This window comes from Sphingomonas crusticola (assembly GCF_003391115.1).
Classification (GTDB): domain Bacteria; phylum Pseudomonadota; class Alphaproteobacteria; order Sphingomonadales; family Sphingomonadaceae; genus Sphingomonas_I; species Sphingomonas_I crusticola.
The window spans coordinates 1-19,099 of the sequence record NZ_QTJP01000001.1; the positions used below are offsets into that span (position 1 = coordinate 1).

The window sequence follows — 19,099 nt, forward strand, 5'->3', positions numbered from 1 at the left end:
CGAGCGCCAGAAGCCGGGACCCAAGCGGAAGCGGAATTGAGTATTGCGTCCCCGGAATTGCGTCGCCCGTCTGGAACGCGCTACAGGCCGCATCCTCGAGCGTCAGAAGCCGGGACCCAAGCGGAAGGGGAATTGAGTATTGTGTCCCCGGAATTGCCGCTAATAGTGCTTGGTATTACGCCGTTTTGGCATCCGACAAGAGACGCTTACGACGCAGCTCAACGCAAACGGTAGCGAGGCCGGATATGCCGATCACTACAACCGAACTGGCTGGCGGGATTGCTATCCTGATTGGCGTGCCAGCGATCGCATATGCCCTGAACCGAAGGAGAAAGGGACTGGGCTGGGCTTTCGTTGGTGCGGTGGTGGTGATCGCCGTTGTAGGCAACGTCGTTGAGAGGGTGGTTTCTTAGGGAAATGCAAACTCGTCGATATGACGCTGTTTGCAATCGCGGGGACTCAGCACTTTTCCGTATAGCAGGGAACATCACATTCCCTGCTAGCAGAATTCCGGGGACACAATACCTAATTGACCCGGACTACGCTGACGCATAGCGTAAGGCAATGGCCCGCCTCTCCGGGCTCGTGATCCCCGACGTGCCCCACCACGTCACGCAGCGCGGCAACCGCCGCCAGCCGCTGTTCTTCAGCGACGAAGATTATGCGGCCTATCGCGATCTCGTCGCGGAGGCGTGCGCTGCGCACGGGGTGGCGTGCCTCGCCTAGTGCCTGATGCCGAACCACGTCCACTGGATCCTTACGCCGCGCGACGTAGTCCGGCTGGTCCGAGCGTCCATGCGCAGCGCGTCCACCTTATCTTAACGCCGCGCGACGCCGGCTGCTCGGCCCGGGGCGTGTTCATACCCGATTTCATTGGACAAAACAGGAACAAATCTGTATCAGGCGTGACGCGACGGGAGACTCCCCCGGCGCGTCCCGGATTTGCATACGCTCTTTGACATCGTTGGCTTAACCAAAGCGGTTCGCGGAACAGCGCGTTTTCTGACGAACGAACCAGAGCGGTAAAATCATCTAGTTCGAATCTGATGTTTTTTTATTTTGCGCCGCTTGGATCGGGGCCCTGGACGGTCACCGTCCATCCCGGCGGAGGGACGCGACGTTGCGGATATACCGCCAATAGCACGCAAGTGCGTTCGGATTGCGCCACGCTGTTGATGGTCCAACAACGCGGAAAATCCGGTTCAACAGACATCGCTTTTCGCCGGACGAACGGTGCGGCCTACTTGACCCGCTTCACCGTGATGATCTTCACCCGCTGGCGGATGCTCTGGCCGATCGTCAGATAGTCATAGCCGCCGGGGAAGGTCGGCTTGGCGAGGATCTTCTTGGCGACCTCGATCCCGCTGACGACATGGCCGAACGCCGCGTAGCCGGCATAGGAGCCGCGCGCGTCGAGATCGGGGGCGGGGCCGAGCGTTATGAAGAAATCGCCCATCGCCGAGCCGACCTCGTTGCGCGCCATCGACAGCGTGCCACCGACATGGCGCAGCCCGGTCTTGGTCGTCGGCTCATGCTTGATCGGCAGGAAGGTCTTCGGGATGTCGTGGTCGATCCCGCCCTGGATCAGGCCGTTGCCGGGCACACTCTTGCTGCGCGCCGCGCGGTAGAAGGTCGTGTTGTCGAACCTCTTGGCATCGACATAGCGCAGGAAATTGGCGGTCGTGATCGGCGCCCGCTTCGCTTCCAATACCGCCACGATAATGCCCTCGCTGGTGACGATTGCAACCTTGGGCAACGGGGCAGGGGCGGCGTGGGCGACGGTGCAGGCAAGCAGGGACAGGAAAGCAACATACAGGCGGGTCATAATGTAATCCCGAAGATCAATCGTTGGCGGCGGTGAACGGCCGGTTCTCGGCCAGCGCGATGGCGGCCGCTACCGCCTGCTCGATCGTGAGGTCGCTCGTATCGAGCAAAGCAGCGTCGTCGGCCATTCGCAGCGGAGCGGCCGATCGCGCGGAATCGCGCTCGTCGCGCGATCGTATATCGTGCAGCACCGCCTCGAGATGAACGTCCAGTCCCATGCCGAGCAGTTCGTCGCAGCGGCGCCGTGCCCGCACCTCGGGACTGGCGGTCACGAATAATTTGGCGTCGGCGTGCGGCGCGATCACCGTGCCGATGTCGCGCCCGTCGAGCACGGCGCCGCCCTGCTGGTCGGCGAAGCGCTTCTGCCGGTCGAGCAAGGCCGCGCGCACGTCGGGGTGGACCGAGACCAGCGAGGCCGCCTTGCCCGCGGCCTCGGACTTGAGGCCAGGATCGTCGAGCGCGCTGCTGAGATGATGCGCCGCCTCCAGCGCGTCGCTGGCCGAAGCGGGGTCGCCTCCGGCCTCCAGCACCGCGAGCCCGACCGCACGATACAGCAACCCGGTATCGAGATGCGGCAGGCCATAATGGCGCGCCAGCGCCCGGGCGATCGTGCCCTTGCCCGAGGCGGCGGGTCCGTCGACGGCGATGATCACGTCCGCACCCCCCGCGCCATCAGCGCCTTGACCAGCCCGAACAGTGCGATTGCCGCCCACACGATCTCCAGCGCCAGCGATGCCAGGTTGAAATGCACCATCAGCGATCCGCCCAGCATCACCGCGCCCACGAGGTTCAACAGGTTGAACAGGACGAGGTTCATCGACTTGGCGAGGTTGGAATAGGCAAAGGCGACCACCATGATCGCACTGCCGATCAGGCCAATGATATTGGCGAGGTCGAAGATCATGACGCGGTCGCGCCAAGCGACGTCATGAGCTCGGTAAAGATCGGGAAGCTCGTCGCTACCGGGGCCATGTCATCGACGATCACGTCGTTCGCGGCGGCGAGGCCCGCGACCGCGAAGCTCATCGCGATCCGGTGATCGAGCTCCGCCGCGATTTCCACCGGTCCGTTCGCGGCAAGCGGCGTACCGTCCGTGCCCTCGATTACAAGACCGTCCTCGCTCTCTTTGACATGCGCACCGAGCCGGGCGAGGCCGCTCGCCATCAAGGCGAGCCGATCGCTCTCCTTGACGCGCAGCTCCTCGAGCCCGCGCGTGACGGTGCGTCCCTTGGCCAGCGCGGCCGCGACGAACAGGATCGGAAACTCATCGATCATGCTCGGGGCGAATTCGGGCGGAACTTCGATCCCGGTCAGCGCCGATCCGCGCACGTGCAGGTCCGCGACCGGTTCGCCGCCCACCTCGCGCTCGTCGAGATAGTCGATCCGCCCGCCCATCATCCGCAGCACCTCGAACAGGCCGGCGCGGGTCGGGTTGAGCCCGACATTCTCGATCACCACGTCCGATCCCGGCACCAGCAGCGCCGCGACCACCGGGAAGGCGGCCGACGAGGGGTCGCCGGGTACGACGATATGCTGCGGCTTCAATTCCGCCTCGCCCCGGATCGATATGATCCGCGCGCCGCCGGCATCGATCCCGACCGTCAGCTCCGCGCCGAAGCCACGCAGCATGCGCTCGCTATGGTCGCGCGTCGGCACCGGCTCGATCACGCGGGTGATGCCGGGCGTGTTCAGCCCGGCGAGCAGGATCGCGGACTTCACCTGCGCCGAGGCGACCGGCAGGCGATATTCGATCGGCACCGCCGGCGCGATCCCGCGCAGCATCAACGGCAGCCGTCCGCCCGGGCTGGACGTGAATTCCGCGCCCATCAGCGACAGCGGCTCGATCACCCGGTTCATCGGCCGCTTCGACAGCGACGCGTCGCCGGTAAAAGTCGCGACGATCGGATGGCTCGCGACCAGCCCCATCAGCAACCGGGTCGAGGTGCCGGAATTGCCCATGTCGAGTGCTTGGCTTGGCTGGAGCAGCCCGCCGACGCCGACGCCCTGGATCGTCCAGCGCCCATCGGCCCCCCGTTCGATCTGCGCACCCATCGCCCGCATTGCCGCGGCCGTGGCGAGCACGTCCTCGCCCTCCAGCAGGCCTTCGACCGTGCTGGTACCGACCGCGAGCGCCGACAACATCAGCGATCGATGCGAAATCGATTTGTCGCCGGGAACGCGTACGCGGCCGGAAAGCGGCCCCGCACTCTTGAACGCCGCGGGGGAGGGGGCCATCTGGTGCATTGGCGGCGGTCCTTGCCAGCGGCTCCGGCCCGTGGCAAGGCGCGCGGCGTCGGGCTGATCCACCTTACCGGGGCCGGATCGCCTTCCTCTCTTTTATCGGAGCTTTACCTGTGGTGAAACCTGAATGGGGCACCAAGCGCTCTTGCCCCAAGTGCGGCACGCGCTTTTACGATCTCGGCAAGGACGATCCCATCTCCTGCGTCGAATGCGGCACCAACTTCGAAGCGGAGACCGTGCTCAAGTCGAAGCAGCCCATGCCCTTCGACGCGCCCAAGCCGGCCGCGCAGAAGGAGACCGAGGACGCCGATCTCGCCGAGGATCTGGATGTCGACGAGGATGAAGAGCCGAGCGCGGACGACGATGTCGATCTGGGCGGTGACGACGATATCGGCGTCGACACCGGCGAGAAAGAAGAAGACCACTAAATCTGCTGTATCGGGCGTTTTCGCCCGCTTGCACGAGCGCCGCGCCTGATCTAAGGCGCGGCCCTCAAACGCCGCCGGCGCCATCCCAGGGCCGGCAAAAGGTATGGGGCCGTAGCTCAGCTGGGAGAGCGTCGCGATGGCATTGCGAAGGTCTGGGGTTCGATCCCCCACGGCTCCACCAACCTCTGCTCCCATATTCCGAGCGAAGCTCCGCTGAAGCTTGCGTCGACCGTCACGTCGTCGTCTGAAATGCGTCCGCTGTCGGCACGCACTGCAACCACGCGCGCATCGCTTCGCGGATCGCGGAGCAGACCTCGCGCGGCATAATCGTATCGCTGCTCACGGTCTTGGCCTCCGTAGAAGCATCTTCTTATCGTCCGGGCTGGCCGGTTACATCCATTACGGATGTACATAGAGGCCGTATATCTGAATAAATGACACGATATTCAGCTATTCTGCCCCGTGATGATGATCCGACTAAACATTGAACATTAACCAATAACGGTGTGTTAAATATACACGGATCAACTAAATTAGTTTTGCTCGGAACGATATATATCCTTGTTTAGTTTTTGTTAATGAAGATCTTCTAAGATAGAGAGATCCTCAAGCGCTGGGGCGATGCTGCGCTTGTTATCAATGGCTTGCTACGTGGATGCTCTCACCGCTGCGTGACGAGGTCTGCGTCCCCACCCGCGCGGCGTCGAGATCAAGATGTTCAAGAAATCCCTATTCGCGGTGGCGGCTGCCGCTACCGCTCAGGCCGCTGTGGCGCAGCAGGCACCACCCGGCGTCGGCGTTCAGCTTCAGCAGATCCCGCCACCGCCCGTGCCTGCGAAAGCGGCTCCCGATATCAGTTTCGATCGGCCGAGCGCGTCACTTGCGTCGGAGGTGGGGGGGCCGGCTGTTCGGGTCGATGCCCTGCACGTAACCGGTCAAACGCTATATCCCGAAGCGGAATTGATCGCGGCTACCGGTTTTCTGCCCGGCCGCACCATGACGCTCGGCGAACTCCGCAACGCAGCGGCCAGGATTTCGGATTTCTACAACGCGCGCGGTCATTTTCTCGCTCAGGCCTATGTGCCCGAGCAGAACGTCAGCGCAGGCTCGGTGACGATTGCCGTGATCGAAGGCCGTTACGGCAAGATCGATGTCCGAAACACGACCAGGCTTGCTGATCAGCGTGCACTGAGCATCCTGTCCGGCTTGGACAGCGGCGATATCGTCGCCACCGCGCCGCTCGAGCGACGGCTGTTGTTGCTGTCGGACGTTCCGGGCGTTCGGGTGAAATCGACCCTCGCCCCCGGCGCGGCGGTCGGCACGTCCGATTTGATCGTCGATATCGCACCAGCACGCAGTGTCACCGGCAGCGTCGAGGCGGACAATGCCGGCAATCGTTACACCGGCACCTACCGCCTCGGCGGCAGCCTCTATGTCAACAATCCTGCAGGCATTGGCGACGTGCTCAGCCTTCGCGTGCTCGGTTCGAGCGGCGGGCTCGGCTATGGCCGCGTCGCTTATCAGGCTCCGGTCGGCAATCTTACTGTCGGTGCGGCCTATACGCATCTGCGTTATGAGCTCGGTCGCGAATTCAATGCGCTCGATGCGCAAGGCAAGGCCGACATCTTTAGCGTGTTTGCCAGCTATCCGCTGATCCGCTCGCGCAATGCCAATCTCTACGCGCTCGCCAGCCTCGATTATAAACTGCTCGAGGACGATATCGGCGTCACCGATACGCGATCGCGGCGAAACAGCGGGGCGGTCACGCTCGGCCTCAGCGGCGATACGCGCGACAGCAGCGGATGGAACAGCTTCTCGGCTGGCATGAGCTTCGGCAACCTTCATTTCAAGGACCCGCTCGAGCGCGCAGCCGACAGATTGACCGCGCGCAGCGGCGGCGGCTTCGGCAAATTCCAGGCTTCGGTGGCCCGGCTGCAGACGATCAGTGGCTCCTTCACCGTCTACGGCGCCGTGCGGGGTCAGGTCGCCTTCAACAATCTCGACAGTTCGGAAAAGATGGAGCTCGGCGGCGCCTATGCTGTGCGGGCCTATCCGGAAGGCGAGGCCTATGGCGACACCGGCTATGTCGCGACGATCGAGCCGCGGCTCAATCTCGATCGATGGACGCCCGGCCTGCCGGGTCATTTCCAGCTGATCGGGTTCATCGACACGGGAGAGGTGCGCTACGCCCACAATCCGTGGTTCGTCGGATCTAACCACGCGAGCCGTAGCGGCTTCGGCGGCGGCGTGAATTGGTTCGGCCCGCATGGTCTGGCCCTGCGTGCGAGCTATGCCCGTCGCCTTGGCGATGAAAAGGTGACGTCCGGCCCAGACAGATCCGGACGTTTCTGGTTCCAGATATCGAAGCTGTTCTGATGACCCGCCGCAACAGCACGGCCGCAGCTACTCGCGCATCGAAGGACAGCAAGATGATCAACTTCTCCGCCAAGCGTCCCGCCTCGCCCCATAACGCGAGTGCCTTATTCGCCTCGACGGGCCTCGCGCGTTTCGCTTGCCTTGCCGCTTTCGGCCTGGCGGCTTCGCTGCCGTCGACCGTTCATGCACAGAATTTGCCCTCCGGCGGTTCGGTCAGCGCGGGTGTCGCAAATATCGCCACCGGCGCGAACAACGTTACCGTTACCCAGTCGAGCCAGTCGGCGGCGATCAACTGGCAGGGTTTCTCGATCGGCAAGGACAACAGCGTCGTCTTCGTCCAGCCCAACAGTCATGCCGTCGCGCTCAACCGCGTGACCGGTGCCGATCCGTCGGTGATCCTCGGCAACCTGTCTGCGAACGGCAAGATATTCCTGGTCAACGCCAACGGCATCCTGTTCGGTAAAGGCGCCAACGTGAATGTCGGCGGTTTGGTGGCTTCGACGCTCAACCTTTCCGACGCCGATTTCATGACGGGCCATTATAAGTTCGCGGGCGCGGGCGGGACGATTCGCAACGAGGGATCGATCAAGGCAGACGGCGGCTATGTCGCCTTGCTCGGCGCTACCGTCAGCAACCAGGGCGTGATCCAGGCTAACATGGGCACGGTCGTGCTTGCGGCGGGGGAGTCGATCACGCTCGACGTAGCCGGTGACGGGCTGCTCAACGTCGCCATCGACAAGGGGGCGGTAAACGCGCTCGTGCAAAATGGCGGGCTCATCCGCGCCAACGGCGGCACCGTCCTGATGACGGCGCAGGCCGCCGGCGCCTTGCTTCACACTGTCGTCAACAACAACGGCGTGATCGAGGCCCAGACGCTCGAGAATCGCAGCGGCGTCATCAAGTTGCTCGGTGATATGCAGAGCGGGACGATGAACATGAGCGGCGTGCTCGATGCCAGCGCGCCGGCCGGCGGCAATGGTGGTTTCGTCGAGACCTCCGCGGCCAACGTGAACATCGCCAGCGAATCCCGTATCACCACCGTCGCGCCTAAGGGCATAACCGGTACCTGGCTGATCGATCCGCAGGATTTCATCATCGGCGCCGGGGGCAACATATCGGGGGCGACGCTCTCCGCGCTGCTGGTCACCAACAGCGTTACCATCACCACCGACACTGGCCCCGATACCGACGTGGCGGGTGCTCCGCCGCTCTCGACGCGCAACACCGCGGTGGTCGGCAATGGCGACATCTTCGTCAATGACGCGGTGGCGTGGACCGCGTCGTCCAACACTACCACCTTGCGCTTCAACGCCGTTCGCGACGTCAACGTCAACGCGCCGATCAGCGCGACCAACGGCAATGTCGTGGTGTGCTGCGGTCGCGACGCCAATATCAATGCCGCGATTACGACGACCAATGGCAGCGTGCTCCTGAGTTCGGGCCGCAACGTGAATGTCGGTGTCCTGACGATCACCGATGGCAACCTCATGATCTGCGCAGGCTTCGACGTCCGCATCAGCGGGACAGTGACGATGACGCGCGGCGCCGCCATTGCCTCGCAGAGCTTGGGCCTGCCTACCGGCATGATGATCATCACCGGCAATGCCGGTGCCGGCCCCGGACTTGCGGGCGGGACGCTGGCCTTCTCCGGTCCACAAGCTACCGTGACCAACGCGCCGGTGGTGATCAACTACAACCCGGTCTCTTATACGGTGCCGACTGATTACTCGCTCAACTTCATTCCCGGCACCACGATCACGCAGCACATGCTGGTATATCCGACGGTGAACAAGGTGGAGGACGGCACGACCGCGACGTCGCTGACGGGCCTCAAGGCCGACGGTATTTCTGGCCTGCCCGCGGGCGTGCTTCTTTCCGTAGATCCGGGTGCTACGGCGACGTTCGACAGCGCTGCCCCGGGCAACAACATCGGCATAACCTATTCCGGTTACAGTCTCATCGGCCCCAATGCGAGCCAATATGCGCTGGCCGTTTCTTGTTGCGGCTTGCCGACACGGACCACGGGTACCATCAGCGCGGCGCCGCCCGCGCCAGCGCCGGCTCCTGCGCCAGCCCCGGCTCCAGCTCCAGCTCCAGCGCCTGCACCGGCCCCAGCGCCAGCTCCTGCGCCTGCACCAGCTCCTGCACCAGCACCTGCCCCAGCGCCGGCTCCTGCACCAGCGCCAGCGCCTGCGCCTGCACCAGCGCCAGCGCCAGCCCCGGCTCCAGCTCCAGCTCCAGCGCCTGCGCCAGCGCCTGCGCCTGCGCCTGCACCAGCGCCTGCGCCAGCTCCCGCGCCGGCTCCTGCTCCTGCACCAGCACCTGCCCCAGCGCCGGCTCCAGCACCGGCTCCAGCACCGGCACCTGCCCCAGCCCCAGCCCCAGCCCCAGCTCCGGCACCCGCACCGGCGCCAGCTCCGGCACCCGCACCCGTGCCCTTCGAAGTGATAACCGTCCCGCTCATTGGCATTGCCCCGGTCGCAGTCGCAGTTCCCGGCGGTGTGGAGCTCGCCGTGCTGGAAGGGGGCGTCAGGATGCCGGCGCCCGCGCCCGAGGCCATTCCGGTGGTAGAGCAGCGGCCGGTAAGTCCCGCCGTTCCGGACGTGCCGGCGCCGGTCGTTCCGGTGTACCCGCGCAAGCAAGCGCGCCATTAGGTGCACGTGTCGGCAAATCGAGCGGCCCGCCCAGCCGGGGGGAATCGACCATCGCGATTGATGCTCCTCGTGATTTCCGCATTCACCCTCAATGTGGCGTGCGCTGGATCTGTGCCTGCACGTCCTGCTTCGCCAACGCGCCAAGCCGTCTTCCACCCGGAGACGGCGTCGGCGGACGTGCGGGAGATCCTCAGCTGGGTGACCGCCTCGGGCGACAATCACGGATTGCCGTTCGTGATCATCGACAAGGTCGACGCCCGCGTGTTCCTGTTCGATCGGAAGGGCGAGTTGCGCGGCGCAGCGCCGGCACTGCTTGGCATGGCACGCGGTGACGAGAGCGTTCCCGGCATCGGGCAGCGCAAGTTAGCGACCATTACGCCGGGCGAGCGTACCACACCTGCCGGCCGGTTCGTCGCCGCGCTGGGGCGGGATTTCGAGCAGGACATATTGTGGATCGATTATGATGCCGCGATTTCATTGCACCGCGTGATCGTCGGCAGACTTCAGGATCATCGCGCGCAGCGGCTGGCGTCCGCGACTTCCCGCGACAACCGCATTTCATTCGGCTGCGTCAATGTGCCCGCGGCATTTTACGACAATGTCGTCGCCCCCGCCTTCAAGGCCACCGTCGGCATTGTCTATATCCTGCCGGAAACGAAGCCGCTGCGCGATGTCTTCCCGATGGCGCTGCACCAGGCGGGCAAAGTTCCCGGCCGCGCACCAAATTCACCGTGATGGCTGGCAGGGGCGGGCAGCTAAAGCGGCTTTCAGGCTAGCTGCCCCAGCGGCGTTCCCGATACCATTTCGTCAGGATATATTTGACCCCCAGCTCGACCGGCATTCCCTGGTGCAGGGAAACCTCGTTCGGCGATCCCAGCGCGTCCATGTTGTTCCACACGAGCAGATTACCGGGTTTAGGCGCGATCATGATGCCCGCTGACGGGAAGTTCGTCTGCCCCCCGGCTTCGGGTTCGTTGAGGAACGCCATCGCCGTCCAGGTTCGCTGGCCGCCAATGATTACCTGCTCCCGCCAATAGAGCTGGTTGGTGTGAAAGAAATCGTGGTGAGGCTTGAACTCCTGGCCGACGGCGTAGCGCTGACCCTGCAGGAGTTCGCCCTGCACCGCGTCTATGCCGGTGAGTCGATCCAGCCTGGCTTCGACCGCCGCGACCGGGTCCGCCGGGTAAAGATAACAGGTTTCGCTCGTCCTATAGGCCGGGACGGGGTCATCCGAGACGACTGGCGAAGGTATCCGATTGGCATCGATCAGGGCGATCAGCTGCGCGCACTCCTCGGGTGTGAGGAAGTCGCGGACAATGTAAAGTTCGAACCTCTCCGTCGGAAGGCGGGTCGACCTGGGGAAGGCGGCAATCCGCTCGCGAACGGTTACCGCCGCATCCTCGCGCTGCCCAGCTTCCGTGGGGCCATCGCGCAAACCCGCATGGCTAGCCCCCGGGACGTTTGCGGCGGCTTGGCCTACGGACTGATGATCTTTCATGCTGCCCGTTCTTCCGCGAGAGGTTTACCGACGCGCCGCGTCGGATGGGCAAAGTCAAACCTGACGGTCGCGGGCCTGACGCAGACTGTCAACGTGTGCGAGGCTTTCCCGCTCGGGATCAACGCGCGAGAAGATCCTGCGTTTCGGGGTGGCGATCGACATAGTCGATGACGAACGCACATTCCGGCAGGATCTTGAGTCCGCGATCGCGCACGTCGGCCAGGGCCGCTTTGACCAGCGTTCCCGCCAACCCGCGTCCACGCAGCTGCTCCGGCACCATCGTATGGGTGAAGGCGACGACGTCGCCGCGTCGTTCGTAAGCAGCAACGGCGACACCGCCTTCAGCGTGCAGCTCGTACCGGCTTTTCGCTTCGTTATTGGTCACCGTCTCGGCCACGCCTCACTCCTGATAATGTAGGCACATCTCTACCTTGTAGCGTGGGCGCCACAGATTGGCAGGACGACGTGACAAAATCCATCATTGCACAACTGCCATCAGCCTTTGGCGTTGCCTATCGTGACCTTTGCAGACCTTCTGGCGCGATAATAAGCAGGCAGGGGACAGAAAGTGGCAGGCGACAGCAGCACGATGTCGGATCGGCAGGCGGTTTGGGCCTTCGCGCTCGGCTGCGTTGCCGTGACCGCCGGGGTGCTGGCGCATCTGCCGATGTTCGCGATGGCCCGCTCGATGCACTATCATCTCGCCGGCATGCCGATGGACGGCCTGATGATCGGCGGGATGGTGCTGATCATCGCAGGTGTGCTGGTCGCGGCCTACGGGCTGCTGCCACGCAACGTGGCGGCGCAGCGCGCCGCTGCCGCCGACATCGTCGTCGCCGCGCCTGAGGATGCTCCGCTCAGCGCTGCCCATTGGCGGCTGATGCTGGTGCTGGTGGTGGCCTTGGTCATCGACGTGATGAAGCCGGCCTCGCTCGGCTTCACCGTTCCCGGAATGATCAGCGAATATGGTGTGCCGAAGGCGACCGTGTCGCTGGTGCCGTTCTTCGCCCTAACGGGTACGGTCGTGGGTTCGTTCCTGTGGGGGGTGATTGCCGACATTTACGGACGCAAGGCGTCGATCCTGCTGTCCGCGGTGATGTTTGTCGGCACCTCGATCTGCGGCGCGATGCCGAGCCTCGCCTGGAATATCGGCATGTGCTTCATGATGGGCGCCGCCGCCGGCGGCATGCTGCCCGTCACTTACGCCCTGCTCGCCGAGATGATGCCCAACCGTCATCGCGGCTGGAGCCTGGTGCTGGTCGGCGGCCTCGGCGCGGTCGGGGGATATTTTGCGGCAAGCGGCATTTCAGCCCTGCTGCAGCCGATATTCGGCTGGCGCATCTTGTGGCTGGTCAACCTGCCGACTGGCCTGACTTTGGTGCTGCTGGGTGGCCTCATCCCGGAATCCGCGAAGTTCCTGATCTCGCGCGGCCGCGTGCATGAGGCAGAAGCCGTGATGCGGCGCTTCGGCTCGGTGGCCAAGAAAATGAGCGCGGTCACAACGGAGGCGGCGCGCACGAGCCATGTGGCGCTGACGGGCGTGAAGCTGATCGGAAAACTCGCCGCGCTCAGCATTTGCGCGCTGACATGGGGGCTGGTGAATTTCGGGCTGCTGCTGTGGCTGCCGGCCGATCTCGTGGCGAAAGGCTATTCGGTCGGGGTGTCGAGCAGGCTGCTCGCGGAATCCGCGCTCATCGCTTTTCCCACGGTGTTCGTGGCCGCCTTCCTCTACAGCCGCTGGAGTACCAAATGGTCACTGGTGGCGATGGTCGGCGTGACCTTGCTCGGGCTGCTCGGCGTGCTCCGCCTGGAAGTCGGGGTCGGTGGAAGCCCGGTGCTGCCGGTAGCTTTGCTGATCGTAGGGTCCAACGGCATCATCGCGATTGTTCTCCCCTATGCGGCGGAGAGCTTCCCACTGCGCGTGCGCGGTCGTGCGACCGGCTGGGTTGCCGCCTGCACCAAGGGCGGCGGCCTGATCGCACAGGCGCTGACCATCTCCGGTGTGGCGTTGGCGATGGGGTTGTCTGCCGGGCTGATCATGATCCCGGCGGCGCTGTCGATGGTCCTGGTCTCTTGGTTCGGGCGCGAGACGCGCGGCAGCGACTTGCGCGACCTCGACGCCGATAGCGGCCAAATCGGGCATGCCGAATTCGCTTAGATCGCGGCATGTTAGCCTGAAATGCGACCAAGCTTCGGCTTGCGCGTTCGTCGAATAGACAAGAAGGATCAGCCCATGGCCAAGCCACCCGCAGCCACACCCCATTCCGATATCGACGGCGTCAACCGCGACGCTCGCGTCGGATCGCCGTCAAAGTCGCCGCAGCCTGATCCTGGAGCCGCACTCGATAACGCCGGGGATCAGTCCAAAGGCAGGCCAAAGCAGAGCCCGCCGCTACATTAACGGATCAGTCTCGCTCGACGCAGACGGCGATGCCCATGCCGCCGCCGATGCAAAGCGTAGCGAGGCCCTTCTTGGCGTTGCGGCGCTCCATCTCGTAGATTAGCGTGGTCAGGATGCGGGCGCCGGACGCGCCGATTGGGTGGCCGATCGCGATCGCGCCGCCATTGACGTTGACCTTGGCCGGATCCCACCCAAGCTCCTGGCCGACCGCCAATGCCTGCGCGGCGAAGGCCTCGTTAGCCTCGATCAGGTCAAGCTGGTCGAACGTCCAGCCCGCTTTCTCCAGCGCCTTGTTCGTCGCCGAGACCGGGCCGATGCCCATGATCGCGGGATCGACGCCGGTCGACGCCCAGCTCTTGATGCGGGCGAGCACGGTGGAGCCGCGCTTGGCGGCCTCGTCCGACGACATCATGACGAACGCCGCGGCACCGTCGTTGAGGCCCGAGCTATTGGCAGCTGTGACCGATCCCTCTTTCTTGAAAGCGGGGCGGAGACCGGAAAGGCTCGCGACGACGACGCCTTCGCGGATGAACTCATCCTTGTCGACGACAATATCGCCCTTGCGGCCCTTGATCGTCACCGGCGCGATCTCCGCATCGAAGCGGCCCTCGCGGCGCGCGGCCTCCGCCTTATTCTGGCTGGCACAGGCGAATTCGTCCTGCGCCTCGCGCGTGATCTGATAGCGCTCGGCCAGATTTTCGGCCGTGATACCCATATGATAGCCGTTGAAGACGTCAGTCAGGCCATCCTTGATCATCGTGTCGACCAACTCCAGATTGCCCATCTTCTGGCCGCCGCGCAGGGCCTGCGCATGCGGGCTCATCGACATATTCTCCTGCCCACCGGCGACGATGATCGTGGCATCGCCGGCAATGATCGATTGTGCCGCGACCGCAACCGAGCGCAAGCCCGATCCGCACACCTGCTGCACGCTCCAGGCCGGAACTTCCTTGGGCACGCCCGCGCCAATCGATGCCTGGCGCGCGGGATTCTGGCCTTGGCCGGCCGTCAGCACCTGGCCAAGGATGACCTCGTCGACGTCCGCGCCGTCCACGCCCGCCTGCGCCAGTGCCGCCACGATGGCGGTGCGGCCCAGTTCATGTGCCGGCGTATTGGCGAAATGGCCGAGGAAGCTGCCGACGGGGGTTCGCTTGGCGGCGGTGATGACGACTTCGGTCATGGATGCTCCTGCTCGGATGTGAAAACGCGCCTAGCGCGGCTGTGTTGATTGCGAAAGCCACCGGGCGAGCGGCTCCCACAAAGAGGATCTGGCGCGGCCGCCGACGATCATCCCAACATGACCGAGCGAAAGATCGATCCGTTCGCCGATGCCGGGCGTGGTGGCCGCCGGCACGATATGGTCGGTGGTCGAGGCTATCTCAAGCACCGGCATGGCCAATTTTGCCGGGTCGATGACGGTCCCGTCCACCTGCCATTCCCCTTTGCCAGGCAGGTCCCGCTCGAACAAATCGATGAACAATTCGCGCGCCGCGCCACGGGTGAGGGGAGGGCCGTCATTGGCCCAATCCTCCAGCCGCACAAACGAACGCGCGGCGGGATCGTCGGGGTCGCGGCCGCCGTGAGCTTCATATTTGGCGATGGTGCGCTTGGGGTCGAGCCGCCAGAACGCCGCCTGCAGCACTTCCATCGCCAACAGTCCGAGCGCGTCCGTCGCCGGTTCGGCCGCCTGCCACAGTTCGTTCAGTGCTCTTCGTGTTTTGTCGGGATAGCAGGCAAAGCGCCAGGGCGTTGCCAGCAGTGCCAGCGCCGTAACCGGACGCAAGGCCGCCGCCGCCAGCGCCATCGTCCCGCCCAGGCAATATCCCGCCAATGCCACCGGTGCCCCTACGCCGTCGATGAGCGGCAGCAACATCGTCTCGACATGACCGGCGACGGAAAGGTCGTGCTCACCGGGTACAGGCGTCCCCCAATCGATCAGCAAGGGTCGCAAGCCCTGGGTAGCCAGCCAGCGCAGCAGCGAACGTTCGGCGTCAAGATCCAGCACGTCGGGCGGATTGATGAGGGATGGTATGAACAAGACGGCCGGACCATCGCCGCCGAAATCGCGTAATGATGCCCGTCCCGCGCGGCCAATTATTGGCATCGGTGTCGCCGCGGCAGTGCGATCAGCCTGCTGATAAGCACGCAAACCGGCCAGTGCTGCTGCGGTGCGGTCGGGCTGACCTGTGGTTTCGCTGCGCAACATACTTAAGAAAAGAGGCAGCGGCCGCGGTCTGTGTTGCGCTGCATCAAGAATCGATGCTACGACGATGTCACCATTGGGAGGTGGCATGGGTATGGCGAAATCGTCCGAGGCTTCGGGAACGGTCATAATCAAGAAGTACGCCAACCGCCGGCTGTATAATACCGAGTCATCGAGCTATATCACGCTGGAGCATCTCGCGCAGATGACGCGGGACGGGCGCGACTTCAAGGTGATCGACGCCAAGAGCGAAGACGATATCACGCACAACATCCTCACCCAGATCATCATGGAAGAGGAAAATCGCGGCCAGACGATGCTGCCGGTCAGCTTCCTGCGCCAGCTGATCTCGCTGTATGGCGATTCGATGCAGTCGATGGTGCCGCAATATCTCGAGGCCTCGATGGAGGCGTTCCGCCGCAATCAGAGCCAATTTCGCCAGGCGATCGAAGGCACCTTTGCCGGCGGCCCGTTCGCCGAGATCGCCAAGCGCAACATGGAAATCTTCGAAGCCGCCGCGAAGGCCTTCAAGGTGCCTGCGGTGGGAGACGATGACTATGTCGCCCCTGCGGCTCCCGCGCCGGCCAAGGACGACGATCTTTCAACGTTGAAGGATCAATTGGCGACGTTGCAGGCCAAGCTCGATAAGCTCGCCAAATAGGCCTGCGTCGCCAGGCGACGTCTGCGGCCTTGATAAAGCGCCGGATTAAGCGACTTCGCTCGCCGCCTCAGCGAGCACGGTAAGGCCGCGCTCGCTGACCTCGGCAAAGCCGCCTTCGACATGGATGCGCGCGGCGACCGTATTGACGCTCGAGAAGATAGTCAGGTCGCCGGGACGGATGATCGCCATCACCGGAGCGTGGCCTTCAAGCACACCGAACTCGCCCTCCGTGCCGGGGACGACCACCATATAGACCTCCTCCGAGCGGAGCAGTTTTTCAGGCGTTACCAGTTCGAAATGCAGCATCTTTAAATCTCCCCCCTCCCGTTTGCGGGAGGGGTCGGGGAGGGGAGCGCGAGGCGGAGAGGAAGACCCGTGCAGGCCCACCCCTCCTCCGACCCTCCCGCAAGCGGGAGGGGAGCTAAATATTATGCGGCGTCGGCCATTTTCTTGGCCTTCTCGACCGCCTCTTCGATTCCGCCAACCATGTAAAAAGCGGATTCGGGCAGGTGATCATATTCGCCGTTCACGACCGCCTTGAACGATTTGATCGTGTCTTCGATCTGCACGAACTTGCCGGGAATGCCGGTGAACACTTCGGCGACGTGAAACGGCTGGCTGAGGAAGCGCTGGATCTTGCGTGCACGCTGCACGGTCAGCTTATCTTCTTCCGACAGCTCGTCCATGCCGAGGATGGCGATGATGTCCTGCAGCGACTTATAACGCTGCAGCACTTCCTGCACGCCGCGCGCCGTCTCGTAATGTTCCTGGCCTACGACCGCGGGGGTAAGCACGCGGCTGGTCGAATCCAGCGGATCGACTGCCGGATAGATGCCAAGCTCGGAAATGGCGCGGCTCAGCGTCGTCGTCGCGTCCAAGTGGGCGAAGGAGGTTGCCGGCGCCGGATCGGTCAAATCGTCCGCGGGCACGTAGATGGCCTGAACTGAGGTGATCGAGCCCTTGTTGGTCGAGGTGATACGCTCCTGCAGCGCGCCCATGTCGGTCGACAGCGTCGGCTGATAGCCCACCGCCGACGGGATACGCCCGAGCAAAGCCGACACTTCCGAACCCGCCTGCGTGAAGCGGAAGATGTTGTCGACGAAGAACAAAACGTCCTGGCCTTCGACGTCGCGGAAATATTCGGCATTGGCGAGACCGGAAAGCGCCACCCGGGCACGCGCGCCCGGCGGCTCGTTCATCTGGCCGAACACAAGTGCAACCTTGGAGCCTTCGGGCGTCGGATTGCCGTCGGCGTCCTTGGCGATGACGCCTGCGTCGAGGAATTCGTGATAAAGGTCGTTGCCTTCACGCGTACGCTCGCCCACGCCGGCGAACACCGAAACGCCGCCATGGCCTTTGGCGATGTTATTGATCAGCTCCTGGATCAGCACGGTCTTGCCCACGCCGGCGCCGCCGAACAGGCCGATCTTGCCGCCGCGCGCATAAGGCGCGAGCAGGTCGATGACCTTGATGCCGGTGACGAGGATGCTGCTCTCGGTCGACTGATCGACGAAAGCGGGCGCCGCGGCGTGGATCGGGGAGTGGGTCTGCGAATTGACCGGGCCGCGCTCGTCAATCGGCTCGCCGATGACGTTGAGGATGCGGCCGAGCGTCATCGGGCCGACCGGCACCGTGATCTGGCTGCCGGTGTCGGTCACTTCCTGGCCCCGGGTCAGGCCCTCGGTCGAGTCCATCGCAATCGTGCGGACGGTGCTCTCGCCGAGATGCTGCGCGACTTCCAGCACCAGCCGGTTGCCGTTGTTGCGCGTCTCGAGCGCGGACAGGATCGCCGGCAGCTCGCCGTCGAACGATACGTCGACGACGGCGCCGATCACCTGGGCGATGCGGCCGACATTGTTCGTGCCGACGGAGATTGCGGGGGCGGTTGCCATTATCTTTCCTTGCCTTGTCGGATACTTAGAGCGCTTCGGCGCCCGAGATGATTTCCACCAGTTCGGTCGTGATCGCGGCCTGGCGGGTGCGGTTATACTGAATGGTGAGACGATTGATCATGTCGCCCGCATTGCGCGTTGCATTGTCCATCGCGTTCATGCGGCTGCCCTGCTCGGATGCGGCATTTTCCAGCATCGCGCGGAACAATTGGATCGCGATATTGCGCGGCAGCAAGGCGGCGAGGATTTCCTCCTCGTCGGGCTCATATTCAACCGCTGCGGTCGCGGCGTTGGCCGGGGCCGGATCGTTCGCCGGCAGCGGAACCGGGATGATCTGCTGCTCGGTTGGGATCTGAACCAACGCCGACTGGAACTTGGCGTAGAACAGGTGCGCGACGTCGAACTCGCCAGCCTCAAACCGCGCGGTCAGGTCCTTGGCCACTTCGAGCGCGTCGGTGAACGCGACGTTCTTGATGTGGGTCTGGTCGACCTGATGGACGATCTTGCCCGGGTAGAGGCGCTGGAGGACGGCGCGCCCCTTCTTGCCGATCAGATAGAAGCGCACGTCCTTGCCCTGAGAGATCAGGGTGTCGGCGGTGCGGCGGGCGGCGCGGACGATGTTGGTATTGAACGCACCCGCAAGGCCGCGCTCGGACGTTGCGACCACCAGCAGGTGCTTGCGATCGGATCCGGTTCCGGCGAGCAGCTTGGGGCTGTTCGGGCCCACTGTCACCTTCGAAGCGAGGCTCGCCATCACGGCATTGAGCCGCTCGGCATAAGGGCGCCCAGCCTCGGCCGCCTGCTGCGCACGGCGCAGCTTGGCGGCGGCGACCATCTTCATCGCCTTGGTGATCTTCTGGGTCGATTTGACCGAGCTGATCCGGTTTTTAAGTGCCTTGAGGCTGGCCATCGGAGCTTATG

Annotated in this window: 18 protein-coding genes and 1 tRNA gene; 8 read left to right on the forward strand and 11 right to left on the reverse strand. The window is 64.0% G+C overall.

Going from position 1 to position 19,099, the window contains the following annotated elements; all coding sequences use genetic code 11:
* Positions 1-564: 564 nt before the first annotated feature.
* Entirely contained in the window at positions 565-726 is a 162-nt protein-coding gene (locus DX905_RS15865; protein WP_162875386.1) for a hypothetical protein, read from the forward strand.
* A 514-nt stretch (positions 727-1,240) separates the two neighbouring features.
* Here the strand turns inward: DX905_RS15865 and DX905_RS00005 are convergent.
* The 4 genes from DX905_RS00005 to aroA are packed head-to-tail and all read right to left on the reverse strand — an operon-like array spanning position 1,241 to position 4,068.
* Positions 1,241-1,825 (reverse strand): peptidylprolyl isomerase, encoded by a 585-nt coding sequence (locus DX905_RS00005; protein WP_116089507.1) that lies wholly within the window; start codon positions 1,823-1,825, stop codon positions 1,241-1,243.
* A 16-nt stretch (positions 1,826-1,841) separates the two neighbouring features.
* Positions 1,842-2,477, reverse strand: a complete 636-nt coding sequence (gene cmk / locus DX905_RS00010) for a (d)CMP kinase (RefSeq protein WP_116089508.1) — start codon at positions 2,475-2,477, stop codon at positions 1,842-1,844.
* The gene (locus DX905_RS00015; RefSeq protein ID WP_116089509.1) at positions 2,474-2,728 is read right to left on the reverse strand and encodes a CBU_0592 family membrane protein; all 255 of its coding nucleotides are present in this window, start codon (positions 2,726-2,728) and stop codon (positions 2,474-2,476) included. The genes cmk and DX905_RS00015 overlap by 4 nt, the downstream gene beginning before the upstream one ends.
* Complete coding sequence (gene aroA / locus DX905_RS00020) at positions 2,725-4,068, reverse strand: 3-phosphoshikimate 1-carboxyvinyltransferase (protein ID WP_116092202.1); 1,344 nt, start codon at positions 4,066-4,068, stop codon at positions 2,725-2,727. Before aroA ends, DX905_RS00015 begins: the two co-directional genes overlap by 4 nt.
* Here aroA and DX905_RS00025 point away from each other — a divergent pair.
* The 5 genes from DX905_RS00025 to DX905_RS00045 all read left to right on the forward strand — a co-directional run bounded on the left by DX905_RS00025 (position 4,068) and on the right by DX905_RS00045 (position 10,258).
* A complete protein-coding gene (locus DX905_RS00025; protein WP_338053744.1) occupies positions 4,068-4,493 on the forward strand; it encodes a TIGR02300 family protein in 426 nt (141 codons plus the stop codon). The two genes, aroA and DX905_RS00025, sit on opposite strands and share 1 nt — an antisense overlap.
* 105 nt (positions 4,494-4,598) lie before the next feature.
* Positions 4,599-4,674, forward strand: a tRNA-Ala gene (locus tag DX905_RS00030).
* Positions 4,675-5,207: 533 nt separating this feature from the next.
* Positions 5,208-6,869: a ShlB/FhaC/HecB family hemolysin secretion/activation protein gene (locus DX905_RS00035; RefSeq protein WP_116089511.1), complete on the forward strand. Its 1,662-nt coding sequence runs from the start codon at positions 5,208-5,210 to the stop codon at positions 6,867-6,869.
* A complete protein-coding gene (locus tag DX905_RS00040; protein WP_240320656.1) occupies positions 6,869-9,523 on the forward strand; it encodes a two-partner secretion domain-containing protein in 2,655 nt (884 codons plus the stop codon). Before DX905_RS00035 ends, DX905_RS00040 begins: the two co-directional genes overlap by 1 nt.
* A 177-nt stretch (positions 9,524-9,700) precedes the next feature.
* Positions 9,701-10,258: a L,D-transpeptidase gene (locus DX905_RS00045; protein ID WP_240320657.1), complete on the forward strand. Its 558-nt coding sequence runs from the start codon at positions 9,701-9,703 to the stop codon at positions 10,256-10,258.
* Between the two features lie 37 nt (positions 10,259-10,295).
* Here DX905_RS00045 and DX905_RS00050 read toward each other — a convergent pair whose 3' ends face one another.
* Together DX905_RS00050 and DX905_RS00055 are read right to left on the reverse strand one after the other, a co-directional pair.
* On the reverse strand, positions 10,296-11,021 hold the full coding sequence (locus tag DX905_RS00050; RefSeq protein WP_116089513.1) for a prolyl hydroxylase family protein: 726 nt from the start codon (positions 11,019-11,021) through the stop codon (positions 10,296-10,298).
* 118 nt (positions 11,022-11,139) lie between these two features.
* A complete protein-coding gene (locus DX905_RS00055) occupies positions 11,140-11,418 on the reverse strand; it encodes a GNAT family N-acetyltransferase (RefSeq protein ID WP_116089514.1) in 279 nt (92 codons plus the stop codon).
* Positions 11,419-11,589: 171 nt separating this feature from the next.
* On the opposite strand from DX905_RS00055, the gene DX905_RS00060 reads away from it, so the two are divergent.
* Positions 11,590-13,179, forward strand: coding sequence for an MFS transporter (locus DX905_RS00060; protein WP_240320658.1), 1,590 nt, complete (start codon positions 11,590-11,592; stop codon positions 13,177-13,179).
* A 247-nt stretch (positions 13,180-13,426) separates the two neighbouring features.
* On the opposite strand, the gene DX905_RS00065 is transcribed toward DX905_RS00060, so the two are convergent.
* Together DX905_RS00065 and DX905_RS00070 are read right to left on the reverse strand one after the other, a co-directional pair.
* Entirely contained in the window at positions 13,427-14,602 is a 1,176-nt protein-coding gene (locus DX905_RS00065; protein WP_116089515.1) for an acetyl-CoA C-acetyltransferase, read from the reverse strand.
* A 30-nt stretch (positions 14,603-14,632) separates the two neighbouring features.
* The gene (locus DX905_RS00070; protein ID WP_338053745.1) at positions 14,633-15,526 is read right to left on the reverse strand and encodes an alpha/beta fold hydrolase; all 894 of its coding nucleotides are present in this window, start codon (positions 15,524-15,526) and stop codon (positions 14,633-14,635) included.
* 193 nt (positions 15,527-15,719) lie between these two features.
* Between DX905_RS00070 and phaR the strand changes: the two genes are divergently transcribed.
* Positions 15,720-16,286, forward strand: a complete 567-nt coding sequence (gene phaR / locus DX905_RS00075; protein ID WP_116089517.1) for a polyhydroxyalkanoate synthesis repressor PhaR — start codon at positions 15,720-15,722, stop codon at positions 16,284-16,286.
* A gap of 45 nt (positions 16,287-16,331) precedes the next feature.
* On the opposite strand, the gene DX905_RS00080 is transcribed toward phaR, so the two are convergent.
* The 3 genes from DX905_RS00080 to DX905_RS00090 all read right to left on the reverse strand — a co-directional run bounded on the left by DX905_RS00080 (position 16,332) and on the right by DX905_RS00090 (position 19,088).
* Complete coding sequence (locus tag DX905_RS00080) at positions 16,332-16,592, reverse strand: ATP synthase F1 subunit epsilon (protein WP_116089518.1); 261 nt, start codon at positions 16,590-16,592, stop codon at positions 16,332-16,334.
* Positions 16,593-16,714: 122 nt separating this feature from the next.
* Positions 16,715-18,178 (reverse strand): F0F1 ATP synthase subunit beta, encoded by a 1,464-nt coding sequence (atpD, locus tag DX905_RS00085; protein WP_116089519.1) that lies wholly within the window; start codon positions 18,176-18,178, stop codon positions 16,715-16,717.
* 25 nt (positions 18,179-18,203) lie between these two features.
* Positions 18,204-19,088 (reverse strand): F0F1 ATP synthase subunit gamma, encoded by an 885-nt coding sequence (locus DX905_RS00090; RefSeq protein ID WP_116089520.1) that lies wholly within the window; start codon positions 19,086-19,088, stop codon positions 18,204-18,206.
* Between the last annotated feature and the right edge of the window lie 11 nt (positions 19,089-19,099).